The organism is Streptomyces lavendulae subsp. lavendulae (assembly GCF_002803845.1).
GTDB classification, from domain to species: Bacteria; Actinomycetota; Actinomycetes; order Streptomycetales; family Streptomycetaceae; genus Streptomyces; species Streptomyces lavendulae.
The window spans coordinates 7,567,295-7,588,558 of record NZ_CP024985.1 but is presented as its reverse complement, the minus strand read 5'-3'; the positions used below and the strand labels follow the sequence as shown (position 1 = coordinate 7,588,558).

General features: G+C 71.2%; 18 protein-coding genes and 2 pseudogenes. 8 read left to right on the top strand and 12 right to left on the bottom strand.

The window, feature by feature from the left end:
• The first annotated feature begins 337 nt into the window (after window positions 1-337).
• Entirely contained in the window at window positions 338-883 is a 546-nt protein-coding gene (locus SLAV_RS33975) for a DUF2231 domain-containing protein (RefSeq protein WP_051841231.1), read from the top strand.
• Window positions 884-982: 99 nt separating this feature from the next.
• Here the strand turns inward: SLAV_RS33975 and SLAV_RS33970 are convergent, their stop codons facing one another.
• From SLAV_RS33970 to SLAV_RS33935, 8 genes and pseudogenes are all read right to left on the bottom strand, one after another.
• A complete protein-coding gene (locus SLAV_RS33970) occupies window positions 983-1,423 on the bottom strand; it encodes a hypothetical protein (protein ID WP_030235543.1) in 441 nt (146 codons plus the stop codon).
• Window positions 1,424-1,579: 156 nt separating this feature from the next.
• A complete protein-coding gene (locus SLAV_RS33965; RefSeq protein WP_030235545.1) occupies window positions 1,580-2,860 on the bottom strand; it encodes a preATP grasp domain-containing protein in 1,281 nt (426 codons plus the stop codon).
• A gap of 267 nt (window positions 2,861-3,127) precedes the next feature.
• Window positions 3,128-3,481 (bottom strand): annotated as a pseudogene (locus SLAV_RS33960) (fatty acid desaturase); the annotation flags it as partial.
• Between the two features lie 174 nt (window positions 3,482-3,655).
• Window positions 3,656-5,065 (bottom strand): aspartate ammonia-lyase, encoded by a 1,410-nt coding sequence (gene aspA, locus SLAV_RS33955; RefSeq protein ID WP_030235550.1) that lies wholly within the window; start codon window positions 5,063-5,065, stop codon window positions 3,656-3,658.
• A 55-nt stretch (window positions 5,066-5,120) separates the two neighbouring features.
• Window positions 5,121-6,137, bottom strand: a complete 1,017-nt coding sequence (locus SLAV_RS33950; protein ID WP_030235552.1) for an asparaginase — start codon at window positions 6,135-6,137, stop codon at window positions 5,121-5,123.
• A gap of 92 nt (window positions 6,138-6,229) precedes the next feature.
• Window positions 6,230-7,669: an amino acid permease gene (locus SLAV_RS33945; RefSeq protein ID WP_030235555.1), complete on the bottom strand. Its 1,440-nt coding sequence runs from the start codon at window positions 7,667-7,669 to the stop codon at window positions 6,230-6,232.
• Entirely contained in the window at window positions 7,666-8,343 is a 678-nt protein-coding gene (locus SLAV_RS33940) for a FadR/GntR family transcriptional regulator (RefSeq protein WP_030235558.1), read from the bottom strand. Before SLAV_RS33940 ends, SLAV_RS33945 begins: the two co-directional genes overlap by 4 nt.
• 85 nt (window positions 8,344-8,428) lie before the next feature.
• Window positions 8,429-9,220 (bottom strand): gamma-glutamyl-gamma-aminobutyrate hydrolase family protein, encoded by a 792-nt coding sequence (locus tag SLAV_RS33935; protein ID WP_030235568.1) that lies wholly within the window; start codon window positions 9,218-9,220, stop codon window positions 8,429-8,431.
• A 259-nt stretch (window positions 9,221-9,479) separates the two neighbouring features.
• Between SLAV_RS33935 and SLAV_RS33930 the strand changes: the two genes are divergently transcribed.
• A complete protein-coding gene (locus SLAV_RS33930; RefSeq protein WP_051841232.1) occupies window positions 9,480-10,388 on the top strand; it encodes a LysR family transcriptional regulator in 909 nt (302 codons plus the stop codon).
• A gap of 239 nt (window positions 10,389-10,627) precedes the next feature.
• Window positions 10,628-11,893: a hypothetical protein gene (locus SLAV_RS33925; protein WP_030235571.1), complete on the top strand. Its 1,266-nt coding sequence runs from the start codon at window positions 10,628-10,630 to the stop codon at window positions 11,891-11,893.
• A 209-nt stretch (window positions 11,894-12,102) separates the two neighbouring features.
• On the opposite strand, the pseudogene SLAV_RS42730 reads toward SLAV_RS33925, so the two are convergent.
• The 4 genes and pseudogenes from SLAV_RS42730 to SLAV_RS41200 all read right to left on the bottom strand — a co-directional run.
• Window positions 12,103-12,255 (bottom strand): annotated as a pseudogene (locus tag SLAV_RS42730) (pirin); the annotation flags it as partial.
• 122 nt (window positions 12,256-12,377) lie between these two features.
• Window positions 12,378-12,596, bottom strand: a complete 219-nt coding sequence (locus tag SLAV_RS33915; protein ID WP_030235572.1) for an aldo/keto reductase — start codon at window positions 12,594-12,596, stop codon at window positions 12,378-12,380.
• 541 nt (window positions 12,597-13,137) lie between these two features.
• Window positions 13,138-14,208: a YncE family protein gene (locus SLAV_RS33910; RefSeq protein WP_158740780.1), complete on the bottom strand. Its 1,071-nt coding sequence runs from the start codon at window positions 14,206-14,208 to the stop codon at window positions 13,138-13,140.
• A gap of 224 nt (window positions 14,209-14,432) precedes the next feature.
• Window positions 14,433-14,939, bottom strand: a complete 507-nt coding sequence (locus SLAV_RS41200) for an IS5 family transposase (RefSeq protein WP_158740782.1) — start codon at window positions 14,937-14,939, stop codon at window positions 14,433-14,435.
• A 412-nt stretch (window positions 14,940-15,351) separates the two neighbouring features.
• On the opposite strand from SLAV_RS41200, the gene SLAV_RS33900 reads away from it, so the two are divergent.
• The 5 genes from SLAV_RS33900 to SLAV_RS33880 all read left to right on the top strand — a co-directional run bounded on the left by SLAV_RS33900 (window position 15,352) and on the right by SLAV_RS33880 (window position 21,228).
• Window positions 15,352-16,743, top strand: coding sequence for an MFS transporter (locus SLAV_RS33900; RefSeq protein ID WP_051841239.1), 1,392 nt, complete (start codon window positions 15,352-15,354; stop codon window positions 16,741-16,743).
• Between the two features lie 34 nt (window positions 16,744-16,777).
• Complete coding sequence (locus SLAV_RS33895; protein ID WP_051841233.1) at window positions 16,778-18,694, top strand: helix-turn-helix domain-containing protein; 1,917 nt, start codon at window positions 16,778-16,780, stop codon at window positions 18,692-18,694.
• 85 nt (window positions 18,695-18,779) lie between these two features.
• Window positions 18,780-19,724, top strand: coding sequence for an ABC transporter ATP-binding protein (locus SLAV_RS33890; protein WP_030235580.1), 945 nt, complete (start codon window positions 18,780-18,782; stop codon window positions 19,722-19,724).
• A complete protein-coding gene (locus SLAV_RS33885) occupies window positions 19,721-20,719 on the top strand; it encodes an ABC transporter permease (RefSeq protein ID WP_030235584.1) in 999 nt (332 codons plus the stop codon). The genes SLAV_RS33890 and SLAV_RS33885 overlap by 4 nt, the downstream gene beginning before the upstream one ends.
• 125 nt (window positions 20,720-20,844) lie before the next feature.
• Window positions 20,845-21,228 carry a GntR family transcriptional regulator gene (locus SLAV_RS33880; RefSeq protein WP_051841240.1) on the top strand — a complete coding sequence of 128 codons (384 nt, stop codon included), beginning with the start codon at window positions 20,845-20,847 and terminating at the stop codon, window positions 21,226-21,228.
• Window positions 21,229-21,264 lie beyond the last annotated feature (36 nt).

Below are 21,264 nucleotides of genomic sequence, written 5' to 3'. Positions count from 1 at the left end.
GCGAGCCACAGCGGTTGCTTGAGGTACGGCGCCTGCCCTGACCCATGCGTCCCATCCGGAAGAGCGTCGGTCTTCGGAGGATCAGACCAAAAACAGCGCCGACATTCCTGAGTTCGTACGCCGGCCTGAACCAGCGGACGCGAGAATGATTGAGGATTCAAAATCTGCGCTTGCCCCGGCACCGCCTCAACCCGCGCCCCCACGAGCGAGAGCTCTGCGCGGCCCGGCGCAGCAGGACGGCGGTGAAGACCGCGGCCTCCCACCTCGGCGGGCCTGTCGTTCGGGTGCAGTCGGCCCCAGAGCGGGATGGCGGCGTGACAGCGGGTAGGCGTCGTGTATGAACTCAACCACCCTCGACACTGCCTCGGCATGCTGGCTGAAGACCCTCGACCGGATCGAACGGACCACGGTGGCCGATCCGGCCATCAGGCTGCTGCAGCGGGGTATCCGTTCACTCCCCCTGGGCGGCATGCGCGATCTGCTGCGCGGCAGACCTCTGGGCCACCCCGTACACCCCGTGCTCGTGCAGGTGCCCATCGGATGCTGGCTGTCGGCCTCGGTGCTGGACTTCGTGCCCGGGACACACCACGCGGCGAGCACCCTGACCGCCGTCGGACTGGCCGGCGTCGCCCCGGCAGCGGTCGCCGGCTGGGCGGACTGGGCAGACCTGCCGCCCGAGCAGGCCCGGGTCGGCCTGGCCCACGCAGCCTCCAACGTCGCTGCGGTGGCCTGCTACACCGCGTCCCTGACCGCACGGCTTCGCGGCCACTCGGCGAAGGGCCGGCTGTGGGCCCTGGGCGGGATGGCTGCCGTGGCCGTCAGCGGTGCGCTGGGCGGGCACGTGGCCTACCGGCAGGCCGTCGGAGCGCACGCCGCAACGTGAGGGGCCCCTTACGCGCCCGCTCCGTCCCCTTCGATGAGGACCGCTCGGAGCCGGTCTCCGGTAGGCCTCCCCCGAGCCTTCCCCAAGCCGCGCCCTGATTCAGGAGGGGGGCGTTGCGGCGTGGTCAGGATGGTGGGGGGTGCGGCGAATCGTTTTGAGGCGGGCCTCCAGGAGATGGTCGCGCCCGCCGGCCACCTCGTCGACGATGGCGCGTTCCACCGCGGCGAAGGGCTGGTAGTAGGTGGAGTTGTAGGCCTCGATGATCTGGAACGTCCAGTGACCCGGGATGACGTTGCGGCCCACGATCTCGCGCTCGACCAGGTTAGCCTGCTCCTCGTAGCCCGCCTCCCGCAAGAGCCGCACCGCGTCGCCGAGCTCGAAGTCCGCCGTCCCGGTCAGCTGATGGAACCCGTAGAGGTGGCCACGAGCCCGCTCCGTGGTTTCCAGCGCCTTCGAAAGCGCGCCCAGGGCACGCACCGTCTTCTCGTCGACGCCGTCCGGAACCTGGTGTGCCGGATCCATCTCCTGATTGCTGTCCATGGAGGATGTTCTGCCCGAAGGACGCCCCCCGGTTGGGCGATTGAGCCAACCGGCGTAAGAAAGTCTCCCCGGATGCATCGGCTTCGACGTGGCTCCGCCGAAGCGGACCTCGGCGACACCCGCTACCACGAAGAGCTCGGCACCTACGTGGCGGCGTCAGCCACCCTCGAATTCGAGGACCTCGGCCAAGGCGGTTTCCTGCTCCCCGACGTCCCCGGCGCTCCGGGCAATCAGCACATACCGCCAGGAGCGGCCGTCAGGCGGTGCGTCAGCGTAGAGGACCGCGCCCTCGCCGCGATCCGGGTCGAAGGCGAGGCGGGAGGCGCGCAGCCGGGCAAGCGCCCCGTCGAAGTCCATCGGAGCCCGGGTCCAGCCCTTCGACACCGACCATGCCGGGTGGGCGTTGGCCGATCCCGCGGTCAGCCGGGCGACCATGGCGTGCGGTGTGGTGGTGGCCGTACGGCGGATGTTGCTTTCACTCGCGTACGCCACACCGTCCGTGTCCACCAGCGCGTCGAGCCCGAAGGGCCCGGCGTAGCCGTGGTCGGCCAGGTGGCGGCCCAGGGCCGTCCCCCACTCCTCCAGCTCGCCGGCCACGTGCGCGCAGGACGGCGGCAGCGGAGAGGCGTATCCCGTGAAAGAACCCTGAACCGTGCGCATCGCTCCGCTGAAGAGCGCGCGCGTCCCGGAGGTGGAGACCTCCACCTGGACACTGACCGACTCGGCCACGTCGAGATGCTCCTCCACCACCCACAGGCCCTCCGGCCCACCGACCGTATCAAGCGGCAGGCCCACCCCACTCCGCAGGTCGTCGCGGGCCACGAAGCGCATCCCGTGCCCTCCGGCCGAGCGGTCGGGCTTCACCACGACACGCTCGTGGTCCCGCAGGAGGTCGCGCGCCACACCTTCGACCTCCGGGCGCCGGCACATCCGCCCCGTCGGCAGCCGCATACCCAGTTGCTCGGCCGTTTCGCGGAAGCCGGTCTTCGTGTTGAGCGCCATGGTCGTCTTCAGGGCGGCCTCTGCGGCCTCGACCGTGGGATACGGGTGGACGTCGATGCCGATGTCCCGGGCGAACGCGATCGCCGACGCGTCCAACGCCGTCGGCAGCAGCGCCGCACCCCGGTCGCCGGCGAGAGCCCGGACCCGCTCGACGAGACCGGCCTCGCGCACCGCCTGCGCCAGCGGAACGGCTCCGGCGGGAGGCACCTCGATCACCGCCGCCGATTCCGGGGGCACCCCCGTCAGGCTGTACACGTACCGCAAGAACTCCCGGCTCAACCGCACGGGAGTGACGAAGACGTCCCCCGGCCGCAGCAGCCACGCCTTCCGCGGCGCTTGCTGGGCCCACGTCGTCAGGATCTGCCCCTCGTCGAGATCCACCGCCAGGTCCGAGAGGAAGTTCGCGAACACAACGATCGGGCCCGTCTCCGTCACCTTCTGCTCCTCTGGTTGCCGCACGGCCGTCCACAGTCAGCCCGGGGTCCCCCGCTCAGCCCGTTCCCGGCGCGGCCGGGCCCAAGACGGGGGGCCGCATGCTCCGCACAGCGGGCAGAACAGGGAGGGAGGGCCGGGAAACGGTTCCTGGCCGACTCGTCGCCGGCCGTGCCGGTCGGGCGGGTGGATGATCAGCTCGGCGGCCATGGGCCCAGCCTCTGCCGCACGAAGCGCATTGGCACCCCTTCACGTCCAAACGGGTGATCTTCACCGGACCGCTGTCGCCCGGGCGCCGTCCACGGTCGGTCCACCCAGACTGCCCCCCTTCAGGCCGGCGCCCGCCCGCGAAGCCCAGGTGGTCTCCGGCGTTCCGAGGGGGGCTCCGGCCGCGTGGAGGCTGGCGAGGGTCTGTCGGTAGGAGTCGACCAGGCCGGTCTCCGGGTAGCCGACCCCGAGCTCCTCGCAGTACCCGCGGACGACGATCCGGGCCCTGCGCAGGTGCGGGCTGGGCATGCTCGGGAAGAGGTGGTGCTCGATCTGATGGTTGAGACCACCCAGGACGACATCCGTGAAGCGGCCTCCGCGCACGTCGCGGGAGGTCAGGACCTGGCGGCGCAGGAAGCGCCAAACCAAAAGCCGCCGCCGGCCGCCGGACCGGGACCCGCGTGCCGTCCACGTTTACCGGCCGTCCGGTGTCCGCCGCCCCGCCCGCCCCAGCACCGGGTGGCTGGCCGGCGGCCGTCCGTGGCATCCGTACGGAACCGCTGCGGGGGCGGTGTGTCGCCTCGGTCGGTGTCAGGTACGGGCCGGGCCGGTTCCCGCGATCACCTCCGGCCGCAGCAGGGCGGTGAGTTGCTCGGCCGGCAGCAGGCCCCGTTCCAGGACGAGTTCGGCCACACCCCGACCGGAGGCGAGGGCCTCTTTGGCGATGTCGGTGGCGGCGGTGTATCCGATGTGCGGGTTCAGGGCGGTCACCAGGCCGATGGAGTTCTCGACGGTGGCGCGCAGCATCTCGGTGTTGGCGGTGATGCCGCTCACGCATCGTTCTGCGAGGGCGAGGCAGGCGGCGCGCAGGTGGGTGATGGACTTCGACAGCGAGTGCAGGATGATCGGCTCGAAGGCGTTGAGCTGCAGCTGTCCGGCTTCGGCGGCCATGGTGATGGTGATGTCGTTGCCGATGACCTCGAAGGCGACCTGGTTGACCACCTCGGGGATCACGGGGTTGACCTTGCCGGGCATGATGCTTGAGCCCGCCTGGACCGGAGGCAGGTTGATCTCGCCGAGGCCGGCGCGGGGCCCGGAGGACAGCAGGCGCAGGTCGTTGCAGGTCTTGGACAGTTTGACGGCGATGCGCTTGAGGACGCCGGACATCTGGACGAAGGCGCCGCAGTCCTGGGTGGCTTCGACCAGGTCGGGAGCGGTGACCAGGGGCAGGCCGGTGATGTCGGCGAGGTGGCGGCGGGCCGCCTCGGCGTATCCGGCCGGGGCGTTGAGGCCGGTGCCGATGGCGGTGGCGCCGAGGTTGATCTCGTGGATCAGTCCGAGGGCCTCGGCGAGCCGGCTGCGGTCCTCGTCGAGCATGACGGCGAAGGCGGAGAACTCCTGTCCGAGCGTCATCGGCACGGCGTCCTGGAGCTGGGTGCGGCCCATCTTCAGCACGTCGTGGAACTCGGCGGCCTTGTGGGCGAAGGTGCTCTGGAGGACGGCCATGGCGTCGAGGAGGCCACGGACCGCGAAGACGGTCGCTATCCGTACCGCGGTCGGGTAGACGTCGTTGGTGGACTGGCCGAGGTTGACGTCCTCGTTGGGGTGCAGGCGCCGGTAGTCGCCCTTGGTGTGGCCCAGCAGCTCCAGCGCGCGGTTGGCGATGACCTCGTTGGCGTTCATGTTGGTCGACGTGCCGGCGCCGCCCTGGATGACGTCGACGACGAACTGGTCGTGGAGCTCGCCGCCGCGGATCTCCTGGCAGGCGGCGACGATCACGGCTGCTTTCGCGGGCTCCAGCAGGCCGAGTTCCGCGTTGGCAACGGCTGCGGCCTCCTTGACGGCGGCGAGGGCGTCGATCAGGTGCGGGTAGGCGCAGATGGGTGTTCCGGTGATGGGGAAGTTCTCGGTGGCACGCAGGGTGTGGACGCCCCAGTAGGCGTCGGCGGGGACGTCGCGGTCTCCGAGCAGGTCGTGTTCGCTGCGGCTGGAGGCGGTCATGGGTGTGCGGGTCCTCTTCCTGAGGTGGGTGAATGGCGATGGTGGAAAGCGGGAGTCAGCGGTTGGCGGGGGTGCCGGGCGGGTTCAGGGCCGCCACCGGGCGGACGCTGCCGACCGTCCTGCCGCCGCCGGTCACCGGCTCGCCTGCGAACCCGGCGAGCAGCCGGTGCTCGACTCCCGCACATGCGAGGGCGGCGGCCGTCACCGCGATACGCGCCCGGTCGGCCCCGTCGGCGATCTTCACGGCGATAGCGCGGCCATCGGGCAGCGCGGCGACCTGGACGCCCTCGAAGCCGTCCTTGGCCAGCAGCCCCGGCACCGCCCGCATCAGTTCGGCCGTGTCCCGCCCTGCGCCGGAGGCCATCTCCGGATGGACGCGCAGCGCGTTTGCGACCCGGTACTCGGCGGTGTCCGGCGCGGCTGTGGCGATGCGGGCGACGGCTCGGGCCAGGCCGTGCAGGGACACCGAGTACAGCGGGGATCCGCAGCCGTCGACGGTGACGTTCGCGATGTGCTGGCCGGTGAGTTCCTCGACGACCTCGGCAATCATCTTCTGGAGCGGGTGGTCCGGGTCGAGATAGGTTTCCAGGGGCCAGCCGGACAGCTTGCACAGGTACAGCATCGCCGCGTGCTTGCCGGAGCAGTTCTGGGCGAGCCGGGAAGGCCCGCGGCCTTCGCGGACCCAGGCGTCCCGGACGGACGGGGCGTACGGCAGGTCGGGGACGTTGCGCAGGTCGTCCTCGGTGAGGCCGGCCAGTTCCAGGATCAGCCGGGTGCCCGCGATGTGGTGCTGCTCGGCGGAGTGGCTGCCCATCGCGAGGGCGAGCAGGGCCCCGTCGAGCGGCAGGCCGGCCCGGAGCATGGCGACGGCCTGGACCGGTTTGAGGGCCGAGCGCGGGTAGCAGGCGGCTTCGGTGTCGCCGATGTCCAACCGGACGCCGCCCCCGCTGCCGAGGACGACGACGGAGCCGTAGTGGACTCCCTCGATCACGCCGCCCCGCACGACGTGGGCGACGGGGGCGTGCTGGGGCTCGCGGATCGCGGGAGCGTCCGCGAGGAGTGGGCTGCGCATCACTGCCTCGTTCGGTGGTGGGTTGCTGCTGACCGGGCCGGCAGGGCGAGGGGCCCGCCCCGAGGGTGACCGGGGCGGGCCCCTCGCCCGGCTCAGCCGTCGCTCTCGGAGGCGGCGCGCGCCACGCGGCCGCGGACCGCGAACCAGCCGACGACCAGCGCCGCGGCGATCAGCGGTACGCACAGCACGGTGGTGCGCGCGGCCCCTCCGTCGGCGTACATGAGGACCAGGACGGAGACGAGGAAGGCCAGCGTCACCAGTTCGGTCCACGGGGAGCCGGGCAGGCGGTAGGAGGGGCGGGTCAGTTCGCCGCTGCGGGTCTTCTGCCAGAAGAGGAGGTGGCAGAGCATGATCATGCCCCAGGTGGCGAGGATGCCGATCGCGGCGAGGTTGAGGACGATCTCGAACGCGGCCGTGGGGACCACGAAGTTGAGCCCGACGCCCAGGACGCACATGCCGCTGGTGAGGAGGATGCCGCCGTAGGGGACCTGGGTTCGGCTGAGCCGGGCGGTGAAGCGCGGGGCGGAGCCGTTGACGGCCATCGAGCGCAGGATGCGGCCGGTGGAGTAGAGGCCGGAGTTGAGCGAGGACATGGCCGCGGTGAGCACGACCAGGTTCATCACGTCGCCGGCCGCCGGGACGCCGATGTGGGAGAGCACGGTCACGAAAGGGCTCTGGCCAGAGCTGTAGCTGCTCCAGGGCATCAGCATCGACAGCAGGACGACCGAGCCGACGTAGAAGAGGCCCACGCGCCACATGATCGAGTTGATCGCCTTCGGCATGATCTCTTCGGGGTTCTCGGTCTCACCGGCCGTGACGCCGACCAGCTCGACGGAGGCGTAGGCGAAGACGACGCCCTGGATGATCAGCAGCATGGGAAGCAGGCCGTTGGGGAAGACCCCGCCGTTGCCGGTGATCAGGGCCGGCCCGGGGACGGCGCCGTCGACGGGGTGCCGGGTGACCAGGAGGAAGATCGCGATCCCCATGAAGACGACCAGGGCGCCGACCTTGACGATGGCGAACCAGAACTCCAGCTCGCCGAAGATCCGCACCGAGATGAGGTTCACGGTCAGGACCACGGCCAGGGCTATGAGGGCGATCACCCACTGCGGGACGTCGGAGAACAGATGCCAGTAGTGGGTGTAGGTGGCCACAGCGGTGATGTCGGCGATGCCGGTGGTCGCCCAGTTGAGGAAGTACATCCAGCCCGCGGTGTAGGCGCCCTTCTCTCCGAGGAACTCCCGGGCGTAGGACACGAAGGCGCCGGAGGACGGCCGGTACAGGACGAGCTCGCCGAGCGCGCGCACGACGAGGAACGCGAAGATCCCGCAGACGGCGTAGGCGACGAACAGGGAGGGCCCGGCGTCGGCGAGGCGTCCGCCGGCGCCGAGGAAGAGACCGGTGCCGATCGCGCCCCCGATGGCGATCATTTTGACGTGCCGGGGTTTCAGGGACTTGCTGTAGCCGGTGTCCCCGGCGTCGACGTGACGGGTCGTGGGGCGCTTCTCGTCTTTGAGGAACTGCTCGCTCACGCCTCGGGTCTGCCTTCCGTAGGGGTGACCGTGCGCTGGGGGCGCACGATGTCGGTGAGGGTCGTCTCGACCCGCAGGAGGTGGTGGGACATGGCCTCCACCGCGTCGTGCTCACTGCCGTCGGCCAGCGCCTCAAGGATCGCCCGGTGCTCACAGTTGGACTGCTCGCGTCGGCCGCCCAGTTCGTTCAGGAAGGTCGACTGACGCGCCAGTGCGTCACGGATCTCCTCGATGACCCGGCGGAAGACCGGGTTGCCGGAGGCCTCGGCCACCGCCAGGTGGAAGACGGTGTCCATCGCCACCCATGCGGTGGTGTCGGTTTCCCGCTCCATCCGGTCGAGCAGGTGGGCCAGGTGGTCGAGGTCCTCCGGGGTGCGGCGCAGCGCGGCGTACCCGGCGACCGGGATCTCGACATGCCGGCGCACCTCCAGCAGGTCGCTGGCGGCGTAGTCGCCGAAGGTGGGGTCCTCGACCGTGTTCGCCACGACGAAGGTGCCCTTGCCGCTCTTGGAGACGGTCAGCCCCATGGCCTGCAGGGCCCGCAGGGCCTCCCGCAGTACGGGCCGGCTGACTTCGAGGGTGCGGCACAACTCGGCTTCGGAGGGGAGCTTGTCGCCTACGGCGTACTCACCGCGCTCGATGGCGCTGCGCAGGTGGCCGAAGACCGCTTCCATGGCGCTGACGCGCCGCGGAAGGGGGCCACCTGTCTGGCTGTCTGACAGGTTCACGCTGTGATCCTGCGGGGTGCACCGCAGGGTGTCAAGACACCTGTGCCGGGAAAATCCCGTCCGGCGAGCTTCGCGCCGTGTGCTCCTTCCGTCCGGCCACCGGAGCCTCATCGGTGTCCGCGGCGAAGGCCGCAGCAGCCACCAGGGCGCGCACGACCGGCGCGTCGGCACCCATCTCCGGGTGCCACTGGACGCCCACGGCGAAGCGCTGCCGGGTGCTCTCGAGCGCCTCGACGGTGCCGTCCGCCGCACGGGCGGCCACGATCAACCCCGCGCCGAGGCGGTCCACCGCCTGATGGTGGTGCGTGGCGACCTGCCGGGTCCCCGGCAGGAGGGCGCCGATCCGCGTCCCTGGCACGGTGGTCACGGCGTGGGCGCAGAAGTGGCCCCGGTAGGGGTTGTGACCGTGGTGGCCCACGGTGTCGGGCAGGTGCTGAATGAGGGTGCCGCCCGCGTGCACGTTCATCAGCTGCATTCCCCGGCACACACCGAGCACGGGTATGTCGCGGGCGAGGCCGGCGGCCAGCACCGCCCGCTCCCATGCGTCGCGCTCGCGCACCGGCGGCCCTGTACGCGGGTGGGGCACCGCCCCGTACAGGGCGGGATCCACGTCCTCGCCGCCCGTCAGGACGATCGCGTCCAGACGCCCGACCACATCGGCCGCGGTCGCGGGCGCGGCGGGCGGCAGCAGCACGGTGCGGCCGCCCGCCGCCTGGACACAGTCCGCGTAGGCCGCGGGCAGCACTGCGGCGGGCAGGTCCCACTCGCCCCACTGCGCGTGGGCGAGGTAGGTGGTGAGTCCGATGAGTGGTGGCTGGGGCATACCACTTCCTTTCGGGGCATGAGGGGTGACCGTCGGCGATGGGATCCGCACCCGGCCGCCGGGCAGCCACCGGCCGCGGCAGGCTGCGGCGGGGGCAGGGGCGGCACCGGCGGAGGACGCCGCGACGGCGGGGAAGGGGCGTTCGCGCGGCCCGGGAGCGCAGGCTTGCGTTTTCCTGCCGCGAGCAAGAATCCTGCTGGCGTTCATCTTGAATCACAAGAAAACACATCTTCGCGACAGATAAGTGAGCCTTAACTCCGTGCACGGACTCGATCCCCGCCTGCTCGCCACCCTCGAAGCCGTCGTACGGCACGGCTCCTTCAGCGCCGCCGCACGCGAGCTCGGCTACAGCCCGCCCGCCGTCTCCCAGCAGATCGCCGAACTCGAACGCCGCGCGGGCCTCAGGGTGCTCGAACGCCGCCCCGTGCGCGCCACACCGGCCGGCGAAGTCCTCCTCGACGCCGAGCAGGGCGTGCGCAGCGTCTTGGCGGCGGCGTCGGCGGAACTCGATGCCATGCGCGCCGGCACGGCCGGACGGATCCGCCTCGGCGCCTTCGCCTCCGCCGCCACCGGCATCGTTCCCCAAGCCCTGGCCCAGCTTCACACCGCCTACCCCCACCTCCAGGTCAGCCTCTGCCAGCTCGAACCCGAAGCCGGCTACAGCCGGCTCAAGCGCGGCGACATGGACCTGGCCCTCAGCTACGACTACGACTTCATCCCTGTACCCCCGCCCCGGATGCTCCGCCGGACGCTGGTTGCCCGGGACCCGGTGGTGGCCGTCCTCCCGGCGGACCACCGCCTGGCCGACAGGGAGGTCATCGACCTGGCCAGCCTCGCCTCCGAGACGTGGATCGCCGCCCCCGAGGCCGCGCTGCGCCTGGAACTGCTCTCCCAGATAGCCCAGACGCCCGGCTTCCAGGCCCGCCTGCAGTACGAGGGGGACGACTTCAACACCGTGCTCGGCTTCGTGGCGGCAGGCCTGTGCGTGGCCCTCATGCCGCAACTCGCCCTGCCCCGCGCCAGCCCCGAGATCGTCGCCCGCCCCCTGGCCGCACCCCAGCTGACGCGCTTCATCTACGCCGTCCGCATCGACACCCGGCATGCCCCGCGGGCCGTCCTGGACCTGGAGCGGATACTCGCCGCCCAAGCACTGGCCGCTCTCTCCTGACGCGTACGGCGGCCGGCAGCCAGGAGCCGCCGGCCGGTCGCGTGACCACGCGCCGCACCCGCAGACCGGCCACGTGAAATGCAGCCAAGTTGTGGCCACTTGCACGCGCGTAGACCTCACCACGAGGCCAACGCCCCCACCGTGTCCGACTATCGGACGCAGTGGCTGAAAAATAAACCACTAGGTGGCTGGCGGACTACGTTGGCCGCGGTTGACGTTCCACCGAGAGGAAACCCCTCATGACCGCAGCCGACAGCGCACCGAGAACAGCCCGCGTCCTCACCGGCTACCGCCCCGAGGACGGCTTCATGGCCGCAGAGCTGGACCCACCTCCAGCCGAGTACGTATGGCACGACGAACACGCCGAGCAGCAGGAGCGGCGCTACGGCCCGGGAACGGGATACCGGCAGTGGCTGGCAGTCGACGCGAGAGACGGCGCCGTCTGGTTCGGCGACACCGACTGGCGGGCCCCGCAAGAAGACCTCGCCGGCCAGCTCCCCGGACTGCCCCGCAGGGCACTCGGCGACGGGACCGTCCCCGCCCCCGGCACCATGGTGCAGCTCCTCGGCCACCTGACCCATGATCAACAGCACGGCTGTACCTGGCGCTTCTTCACCGCCGAAGAGCTCCACACGCTCGCACTGCGCATACTGCCCGCCGTGCAGCGCCTCGTCGACTCGATCCACCGGATCGGGCCGGACGGCGAACTGGAGTGGTCGGCCGAGGCCGCCACCGCCTGGGACGACATCGAGCACACCACCACCCACACCCTCGGCCCCTCCGGCACTCTCCACTGGCCCAGGCCGCGCACGACACCGGCCCCCGCCTGGCGCGTGGAGGTCGCCGCCTTCCTCGCCGCCAACCCCGAGCTGTGCGAGCCCTCCTGGGGCGTGGCCAGCGACGCCGAACTCGACGCCTACGCCGACTACCATCCCGACACCGGCTACGGGGGAGTCCCGGGAAGGACCTGCCATACCGCCGAGCGGCGGATCGAGGACGGCTTCACCTTCTACGGCAACCGCGCCGCCCTGTACGCCTACCGCGCGCAGGCGTGCGGCGACCGTACCCCGACAGACGCCCGCACCTGGCTGGAGACAACAGAGACCGGCAAGAGCACCTGGGAGGCGGCCAAACCCCTCGGAGCCACCCTCGCCGACGTCCCCGACTGCGTGCTGACGGACCTGACCGAGAGGTTCCAGAACGCCGCGCGAGAACACGGGCTCGTCCTGACCGGACTGAGCTCCTACCTCCGGCGCCTGCGCGCCGAGGAACGCGCCGCCGTCGACCGGCAACTCGTCTTCGAAGGCGAGGAAGTCGAACGCCTCGAAAACCTGCTCAAGGAGTTCCGCGCCGGACGAAACCGCACCGTGACGCGGATCCTCGCCTGGTCCGACGGACGCGGCGACGCCGAGATCGCCCGCTTGGCCTCCATGCCCGACGAATACGTCAGCGAGTGGCGAGCCCGGCTGAACGACGACCAGACCACCGCCGCATCCGGACTGTGAACCACGCGCGCCTACGGCCGGAGCACCGACAGGCAAACCCTCACCCCGTACCCGTCGGTGAAGTACCGAGGCATCCACCCGCCGCAGCCGGACGGCAGGACTGGGGCGTCAGCGGGCCAGTGCGACAGCTTGCCGTAGGCCGGCCCGTCCTGACAAAGCTGACCCCAGCTGGTCACACCCGGGAAACGTCGAGGGCCCGGAGAGAACCTTCACACCCCTCCGCGTGCTTTCAGCGGCACCGGCGGGAGTTGGGGAACGGGGATCGGGGGGCCGTCACAGCCCTTCACTTCGCCGTAGCGAGTGCCTTCCATCCAGTCCTTGCGCGCCTGTACTTTCTCCTCGTTGCAGCGTCCGATCCAGTTTCAGGAGTCCGCGAGGCATCCATCTCCATGCAGCCCAAGAGCGTGGAGAACCGCAGGCTTCATGCTTGCCCACATCGGAGCAGCTCCAGATCGCGTCACGGCCACATGTGTCGTTCAGCGGCTCAGCGCATCGATTTCCGCCAGGTCGTCCTCGGGCAGCGGGCCCTGTGCAGCGCATCGAGGTTCTGGTCCAGTTGGATCACGCTGCTCGCGCCGGTGATCACCGACACCGCCCGGGGGGCGCGCAGCACCCACGAGATCGCCAGTTGCGCCAGGCTCCGTCCGCGTCGCTCGGCCAGCCTGCCCAGTTCCCGTAGCTGCTTCAGCTTGGCGCCGGTCACTGGTCGCGGGATCGTAGCGGTGTGATGAGAACACGTGCACGCACTCCAGACCCATCCGACTGATCGACTAGCTGATCAGAGGACGCTCCGGACGGGCCGATCGAGAAACTCCTGGAGGCCCACCCTCTTTCGAGGTCCTGAGGTCGACACCGGGACTCGGCGCCAGGACCGGGGTAATCCAGGTCCGCGACGGACGGCAGCACCCTCCCGACACGAATCCCCGGGGACGCTCTAGCCAGCCGTGGTCGTCAGTGAGCCGTGCGCCGCGGCGGCGAACTCGTCCGAAGGCGCGGCCCCCTTCCCATAGCCACTCCAAAAAGTCGAGCTCTCCCCTTCGTTCCTCAACCTCAAGGCGTGCCCAACCCTCCAGAAGCTCCCAGGCGACGAACGCGGCACCATGGTGCGGATCCTCACAGACTTCCGGGTTGCACCGGCGGCACCAGTGACGCTCCAGCGCGTCCTGGTGCCGCGCACCTGATGGAGACGGCGGGCGGCGAGGAGGCGCGTGCCGCCGGGGTCTGCCGGAGCGCTCGTGCCGCCGTTACAGTCGGCCGACGGCTACCCCCATGGTGTCGTTGGCGCCGACGGTGATGGGGGTCACCGCGTCGGTCGCGGTGTTGATCGCGAACACCGTCCCCTGGGGTGTCGACTTGCCGTAGGAGCCGACCACATAGGCGCTCTTCCCGTCGGGGGTGAGGCCCACCTTCGACGGACGGAAGTACCGGCCCGACCCGGTGGACGGCGGGATGTCGCCGATCGGGATGGTCTTGGTGACCTTGTTGGTCTTCAGGTTGATCACGGACACCTTGCCCTGAATGATCTTGTTGTCGACGCCGACCACGTAGGCCCGCTTGCCGTTGGGGCTGATCGCCAGCCCGCCCGTGCCGGCGCCGGTGATGGTGCGGACGATCTTCTGCTTCGCAAGGTTGACGACCGAGACGTTGCCGCTGTTGCCGGTCGCGTAGAGGCGCTTGCCATCCGGACTGATCGCCATACCGTTGGCCGCTTCGTTGAGGCGGATGGTGGCGATGAGCTGGTTGTCGGCGGTGTTGATCACGTACAGGCTGCCCTTGCTGTCGGCCACGTAGAGACGCTTGCCGCCGGGATCGATCGCCACCTGGTCGGGCCTGCTGACCTTGATGGTGGCGGAGGCTTGGTTGGTGGCGGTGTCGATCACCGACACCTTGTCCCCGTCGAAGGGGTTCTGGACGGCCACGTAGACGTGCTTGCCGTCCGGGGCCATCGCTTCCCCGTAGAGGCTGTCGGGAGAGAGCTCGTCCTTGTCGTACAGGATGTCCGTGACGCTCCGCTTGGCGATGTTGATCGCCGACACGTACCTGAAGGCGTTGGTCACGTAGAGACGGGTGTTGTCGGGGGTGATCGCCACCTGGTCGGGGCCGCCACCGACGGCGGTGGCCCCGATCTCCCGGACCTCGTTGGTACTCGTGTCGATCGGGTACACGTGGCCGTCGAGGCTGCTGATGTAGGCGTATTCCTTCTGCTGCGGCGGCGGCTTCGGGGCGGCCGTGGCAGGCGCAGGCGCCAGGAGTACCAGCCCTGACGCGATGGCCACCGCGATGGTTCGCCGTACGACGGATCGCTGAAAGTGCACGTGGACCTCCGGATCGACGTGATGGTCTCCCGCGCCATCAGATGTACCGCGCCGCGTCTCCGGTTGGCGGCGAACCAGCAGGTCAATCCCCCGGAAGAGTGCCGGCCCGAGCAGCACACGACGAGGGTGGCCCTGGTCCTTCGACCATCACCTTGATCGCACCCAGGGAATACGGCAGGCGAGGATAAGCACCCTCCTCCGGCATATAAGAGCGCGTAACACGATCATGGTTCGGGCTTGTTGAGGCGTCTCCAGCAGATGAGGCTGCAAGCGAGGGAGACGAGCGCGTCGTGGAGTTCGGTGCGGCGTTCCCAGCGGACGGCGAGTCGTTTGAGCTGGTGGAGAAGGGCGGACGTCTGCTCCACGAAGTAGCGGAGCTTGCCCATGTCCTTGATATTCGGGGCGCCCTTGCGGGAGATGACGGGCAGGATCCGGCGTTTACGCAGTTCATCGCGGTTGGGGTTGGAGTCGTAGCCCTTGTCCCCGAGCAGGGCCTCGGGGCGTCGGCCGGGACGGCCTGCCACTGGTGGGAGGCCGTCGACCAGGGCGAGGGTCTGGGTGACGTCGTTGACGTTCGCGGCGGTCGTGATGACTTTGAGCGGCGTGCCTCGTCCGTCGCAGATCAGGTGGTGTTTGCTGCCCGTCTTCCGCCGGTCGACCGGCGACGGAGTCCCCGCAGCGGAGATCTCAGGGAGCGCGTTCCGTTCGGACTCGACGACTTCATCGGTCACCCGATGACGGCATGAGGGCACGAAGCAGCCCGGGGAGACGACGCGGCATCCCGACTCCTGCGGTTTGGTTTGTGCCGCCTTGGCCGCGTACGGGGCGCGCTCAACGCAGCGTAACCAGCACCGAACCAGCACGGGGCGGGTCGCGAAGGGTGCTGACGTAGGGTTTTGGGTCAGCACCAAACCAGCACGGGAGTCAGCGCCTGCCCTCCAAAGCGGGCGCAACTCTGCATTTCCGGCAGGGGTCGTCGCCATCGCGTCCGGGGCCGCGGGAGGCGCCCGCGCAGGCGGTGTGGCGGTCGGATACATAGAACGACGCCCGATTGTGACGGCCCGCCACATATGCCGCTGAACTGGGGACTTCTACGTTGTGGCGACACCGATCGTCCCCGCAGACCCCCTGGAAGTGGTGTTCATGGCCTCCCCCGAGACCGCTCCCCCGACCGCCGGATCCCTCAAGAGAGTCGTCGCCGCCAGCCTCATCGGGACCACCATCGAGTGGTACGACTTCTTCCTCTACGGATCCGCCGCCGCGCTCGTGTTCAACACGCTGTTCTTCCCCTCCAGCGACCCCCTCGTGGGCACCCTGCTGGCCTTCCTCACCTATGCCGTCGGCTTCGCCGCGCGGCCGCTCGGCGGGATCGTCTTCGGGCACTACGGTGACCGGATCGGGCGCAAACGGCTGCTGGTGCTCAGCCTGTTGATGATGGGCGGGGCGACCTTCGCGATCGGGCTGCTGCCGACGCACGCGAGTGTCGGGGCGGGCGCGCCCGTGCTGCTGACCTTGCTGCGCCTGGTGCAGGGGTTCGCGCTGGGCGGGGAGTGGGGCGGGGCGGTGCTGCTGGTCGCCGAGCACGGGGACGACCGGAACCGGGGTTTCTGGGCCTCCTGGCCGCAGGCCGGAGCGCCCGGCGGGAACCTGCTGGCCACCGGGGTGCTGGCGCTGCTGGCCGCCGTCCAGTCGGACGAGGCGTTCCTCGCGTGGGGCTGGCGGATCCCCTTCCTGCTGTCCGGGGTGCTGGTGGTGATCGGGCTGTGGATCCGGGTGTCGGTCTCGGAGTCCCCCGCCTTCCTGGAGGCGCGGGCCCGGGCCGAGGCCGAGGAGGCCGCGGGGGCGAAGCAGCGGCCGCCGGTGGTGGAGGTGCTGCGCACCGGCCGGCGCGGGGTGCTCACCGCGATCGGGGTCCGGCTCGGCGAGAACGTCTCGTACTACGTCCTCACCGCCTTCCTCCTCGTCTACGTCACCGCCCACCTGCACCTGCCGAAGGCCGACGCCCTGAACGCCGTGCTGATCGGCTCGGCCGTCCACTTCGTCGCCATTCCGGCCTGGGGCGCCCTGTCCGACCGGATCGGCCGGCGGGCGGTGACCCTCGTGGGGTCGGTCGGCATGGCGGGGTGGGCGTTCGCCTTCTTCGCCCTGCTGGACTCGCGCTCGTTCCCGGTGATCGCCGTGGCGGTGACCGCCGGGCTGCTGCTGCACGGGGCGATGTACGGTCCGCAGGCCGCCTTCATCTCGGAGATGTTCGACACCCGGGTCCGCTACTCCGGTGCCTCGATGGGGTCCCAGCTCGCCTCCATCGTGGGCGGGGCGCTCGCCCCGATCGTCGCCGTCGAACTCCTCAAGGACTACGGGTCCTCCGTCCCGGTCTCCCTCTACGTGTGTGCGACGGCGCTGGTGACCACGGTGACGGTGGTCTTCGCCCGGGAGACCAGGGGCCGCAGCCTCACCCGGCCCGAATCCGGACCGGGTGAGGGTGAGGGTTCGGGGTCCGTGTCCGCACCCGTCCGCACCCGTCTCGGCGGCTGACGGCGTCCGCGCCCGCGCACGTAAGCTCACCGGCATGACGGATCCCACCGCCGGACGGACCGCCCTGCGCGACCTGCTCGGGCTGCTGGCCCGGGGTGCGCCGGCGGAGGACTTCGCGCGGCCGGCCGCGGCGGCCCGCTCCGCCGGTGCGGGCGCCGCGGAGCTGGCCGCCGTGGAGGAGGCCACGGCGGTGGCGCTGGAGGTGCACCGGACGCTGCTGCAGCACCGCACGCGCGAGGCGGAGCTGACCGCGCTGTTCGACACGGCGGGTGACCTGGCGGCGCTGCGGGACCTGGACGCGGTGCTGCGGGCGATCACGCACCGGGCCAAGCAGCTGCTGCACACCGACGTCACCTACCTGTCCCTCATCGACGAGGCGGCGGGCGACACGTTCATGCGGGTCACCGACGGTTCGGTGTCGGCCGCCTTCCAGCAGCTGCGGCTGGGGATGGGCGAGGGGCTGGGCGGGCTCGTGGCCCAGACCGCCCGCCCGTACGCGACCGGGGACTACCAGAGCGACCCCCGCTTCCGGCACACCGGCCCCATCGACAGCGCCGTCGCCGAGGAGGACCTGCGGGCGATCCTGGGGGTGCCGCTGCGGCTGGGGCCGAAGGTGATCGGGGTGCTGTTCGCCGCCGACCGCAGCCCGCGCGCGTTCTCCGCGCGCGAGGTGGCCCTGCTGTCCTCGCTCGCCGACCACGCCGCGATCGCCATCGACGGCGCGCGCCTGCTGGAGGAGACGCGTCAGGCCCTGGCCGAGCTGAACGCCGCGTCGCGCACCATCCGGGAGAACAGCGACGCGCTGCGGCGGGCCGAGGAGGCGCACGACCGGCTGACGGGCCTCGTCCTGCGCGGCGGGGACATCACCGAGGTAGCGGCGGCGATCGGCACCCTCCTCGACGGCGGCACGCTGATCCACGACGCGGACGGGGTGGAGCTGGCCCGCGTACGGTCGGACCCGCGGCCGCCGACCGCGCGGGCCGTCGTCGCCTCGCGGGGCAGCGGACGGGCGGTGCCCCTGGAGGGGACCTGGGTGTGCGCGGTGCTCGCCGGCCCGGAGCTCCTGGGCAGCGTCACCCTCACCGGCCGTGCGGGTCTCGACGACGCGGGGCGGCGCCTGTTCGAGCGTGCCGCGACGGTCACGGCGCTGCTGCTGCTCCTGCGCCGTTCGGTGGCGGAGACCGAGGACCGGATACGCGGGGAGCTGCTGGGCGACCTGCTCAGCCCGTCGGCGGATCCGGCGGGCCTGGCGGTGCGGGCCCGCCGGCTGGGGGTGGACCTCGGGCGCCCGCACGCCCTCTTCGTCCTGCACAGCGCGGCCGCCCCGCGCCCGCGGCTGCTCGCCGCGGCGGCGCACCGGGCCCGCGAGCGGCGGGGTCTGGCGGGGGTGCACCACGACCACGTCGTACTGCTGGCGCCCTCGGACTCCGAGGGCGCGGACGCCCCGGTGCTGGCCGCCGCGCTCGGGCGGGCGGTGGGAGGCCCGGTCACGGTCGGGGCGGCGCGCGCCGACGGCAGTGCCTCGGCGCTGCCCGCCGCGCACGCGGAGGCCCTGCGCTGTCTGTCCACGCTGCGCGCGCTCGGGCGGGACGGGGACGGCGCCGCGCTCGCGGAGCTCGGGTTCCTCGGCGTGCTGCTGGGCGACCGGCCGGACCTGCCCGCCTACGTACGGGACGTCCTCGGGCCGTTGCTGGAGTACGACGCCCGGCGCGGCAGCGACCTCGTCCACACGCTGCGGGTCTACTTCGCCTGTGGCATGAGCCAGGCCAGGGCGAAGGACGCCCTGCACGTCCACGTGAACACGGTCGTGCAGCGACTGGACCGCATCGGCCGTCTGCTGGGCCCGGACTGGCAGTCCCCGGACCGGAGCCTGGAACTCCAACTGGCCCTGCGGCTGCACCAGGTGTCCGGCGGAGCGGCCGCGGAGCCGTCCCCCCGGTCCCCCTCCTGAGCTCCTCGTCGGCGTGTTGACAGGGCTCCCCCCTGAGTCCATGATTCCACTAGTTATCTAGTGGACTGAAGGAAAGGGGGAAGCCGTGCGAGACACGACCACCTACGGCACGGCGGACGCCCGATGGGCCCTCGAAGCGCGCGGGCTCGGCAAGCGGTACCGGCGGCGCTGGGCCCTGAAGGACTGCACCTTCCGGGTCCCGGCGGGCCGCATCGCCGCGCTCGTCGGGCCCAACGGCGCCGGCAAGAGCACCCTGCTGAACCTGGCGACCCGCCTGGCCGAGCCCTCGGCCGGCGAGCTGCGGATCTTCGGCGCACCCGCCGACGCGCCCGGCACCATGGGCCGGTGGGCCTATCTCGGGCAGGACAAGCCGCTGTTCAAGAGGTTCACCGTGGAACAGACCCTGCGGATGGGCCGGGAGCTCAACCCGGGCTGGGACCAGCGGGCGGCCGAGCGGATCGTCAGGTCCGGCCAGGTGCCGCTCGATGCCCGCGTCGAGACCCTGTCGGGCGGCCAGCGCACCCGCCTGGCCTTCGCCCTCGCCTTCGGCAAGCGGCCCGAACTGCTGCTGCTGGACGAGCCCATGGCCGATCTGGACCCGGTCGCCCGGGACGAGATCGGTTCCCTGCTGCTGTCCGAGGCCGCCGAGCACGGCACGACCGTGCTGATGTCCTCGCACCTGCTCAGCGAGATCGAGGACATGTGCGACTACCTCGTCGTCCTCGCCGAAGGCCGCGTCCGCATGGCGGGTGAGGCCGACGAACTGGTGCCGATGCACACACTGGTGACCGGAGTCACCGAGGAGGACGCCCTGCCCGCGGCCCTGAACGCCCACACCGTGATCGAAGTACGCACGTCCGGACGGCACTTCACCGCACTGGTCCGACGCCAGGGGCCGCTGCAGGGCCCGTGGCAACTGACCGAGCCCGGCATGGAGGAGGTACTGCTCGCCTACCTCCGCTCCCCCGGGGCCCCCGCGCTGCTCTCCCCCACCGCCGTCCCCGGTCACCGAGAGGAGTCCGCCGCATGAGCACGCTCACCCGAGGCGCCACCGACGGGCGCGCCGCGACCGCCCCCGCCCCCGCCCCCGCCCGCAGGCTGCGCGGGCTCGCCTGGCTCGTGGTCCGCCAGCACCGCACGGCCCTCATCGCGTGCGCCGTCGCCGTCGTCCTCGGCGCGGCCTGGATCGCGTACCGGCGCGGCGCGATGCTCGACACCCTGCACGGCGCCGGCTGGCCGGCGAAGCCCCCGTCGGAGGTCGACGGCAACCTCCTCAACAGGATCATCAACGACCTTGGTTCCATGGGCAGTTCGCTGGCCTTCCTGCCCGTGCTGCTGGGCGTGTTCCTCGGTGCGCCGCTGATCTCCGCCGACCTGGAGAACGGCACCGCGCGGCTCGTCACGACCCAGTCGGTCTCCCGTACCCGGTGGCTGGTGTGGAAGGTGGGCTTCGCCCTGCTCCTCTCCGCCGCGACCTCGGGCATCCTGGGCCTGTTCTACGCCTGGTGGTGGCGCTCCGCCGGCCCGTTCGCGCCCGACGACTGGCTGAACTCCCCGGTGTTCGCGGTCACCGGCCCCACCGGGGTGGCCACGGCCCTGTTCACCACCTCCCTCGGGATCCTGGCCGGGGCGCTGCTGCGCCGCACCGTGGTGTCCATGGCCGGCACCTTCCTGGTCTCGGGCTTCGCGCTCGTCGCGGCGGAGATGTTCCGGCCGCTGCTCGACTCCCCCAGGCGGCTCGCCTACCCCGTCGGCGCCGAGCGGCCCGCCCTGCTCGACCACGTGGTCGTGGTGGACGAGTGGTTCGGGACCGCCTCGGGGAAGCTCTACGGCTGGGGCACCTGCGCGCACGACAGCTCACCGGAGGCATGCCGGAGCGCTCTCGGCATCGTCGACCGGGTCGCAGACCACTACACCAAGGACCAGATGGCGGGCATGCAGTGGACCGCCGCGGCGGCGTTCACCGTACTCGCCGCCGCGCTCGTCGGCGCGCTCCTGTGGCGGGCCCGGCGCCGCGCCCTGTAGGCGGCCGCGGGCCCGGGGCGGAGGCGGGCCACCGCGGGCCCGCCGAAGCCCTAGGCTGGAAGAACCCACGAAAGATCAAGGAGGCGGGTACCGTGGTCGTGTTTCGCATCGAGCGCCGCAGCGGCATGCCCGCCTACCTCCAGATCGTCCACCAGGTGGAGCAGGCGCTCCGCATGGGGGCCCTCGCCGAGGGGGACAAGCTGCCCACCGCGGCGCAGGTCGCCGCCACCACCAAGGTGAACCCGAACACCACCCTCAAGGCCTACCGCGAGCTGGAACGGCTGGAGCTGGTCGAGGTGCGGCAGGGTTCCGGCACCTTCATCACCCGCTCGCTGGCCACCCCGCAGACCGCCCCGGAGTCCCCCCTGCGGGGCCGGCTCGGGGAGTGGATGCGCGAGGCGCGGGAACAGGGGATGACGGCGGACGACGTCACGACGCTGTTCGACACCGTGCTCGGGGAGGCCTACCCGGGGATCGCGCCCCGGCCCGCGCACGTCCCCGCGAACTGACCGGACAGTAACCGCCACCACCTTTCATTCATTGCA

What these genes read in the sequence shown, in the direction of transcription:
- SLAV_RS33975 (WP_051841231.1), top strand. Translation starts at nt 338, where the DNA reads ATGAACTCAACCACCCTCGACACTGCCTCGGCATGCTGGCTGAAGACC.
- SLAV_RS33970 (WP_030235543.1), bottom strand. Translation starts at nt 1,423, where the DNA reads ATGGACAGCAATCAGGAGATGGATCCGGCACACCAGGTTCCGGACGGC.
- aspA (WP_030235550.1), bottom strand. Translation starts at nt 5,065, where the DNA reads ATGACCGCCTCCAGCCGCAGCGAACACGACCTGCTCGGAGACCGCGAC.
- SLAV_RS33950 (WP_030235552.1), bottom strand. Translation starts at nt 6,137, where the DNA reads ATGCGCAGCCCACTCCTCGCGGACGCTCCCGCGATCCGCGAGCCCCAG.
- SLAV_RS33940 (WP_030235558.1), bottom strand. Translation starts at nt 8,343, where the DNA reads ATGGAAGCGGTCTTCGGCCACCTGCGCAGCGCCATCGAGCGCGGTGAG.
- SLAV_RS33935 (WP_030235568.1), bottom strand. Translation starts at nt 9,220, where the DNA reads ATGCCCCAGCCACCACTCATCGGACTCACCACCTACCTCGCCCACGCG.
- SLAV_RS33925 (WP_030235571.1), top strand. Translation starts at nt 10,628, where the DNA reads ATGACCGCAGCCGACAGCGCACCGAGAACAGCCCGCGTCCTCACCGGC.
- SLAV_RS33900 (WP_051841239.1), top strand. Translation starts at nt 15,352, where the DNA reads ATGGCCTCCCCCGAGACCGCTCCCCCGACCGCCGGATCCCTCAAGAGA.
- SLAV_RS33895 (WP_051841233.1), top strand. Translation starts at nt 16,778, where the DNA reads ATGACGGATCCCACCGCCGGACGGACCGCCCTGCGCGACCTGCTCGGG.
- SLAV_RS33885 (WP_030235584.1), top strand. Translation starts at nt 19,721, where the DNA reads ATGAGCACGCTCACCCGAGGCGCCACCGACGGGCGCGCCGCGACCGCC.
- SLAV_RS33880 (WP_051841240.1), top strand. Translation starts at nt 20,845, where the DNA reads ATGCCCGCCTACCTCCAGATCGTCCACCAGGTGGAGCAGGCGCTCCGC.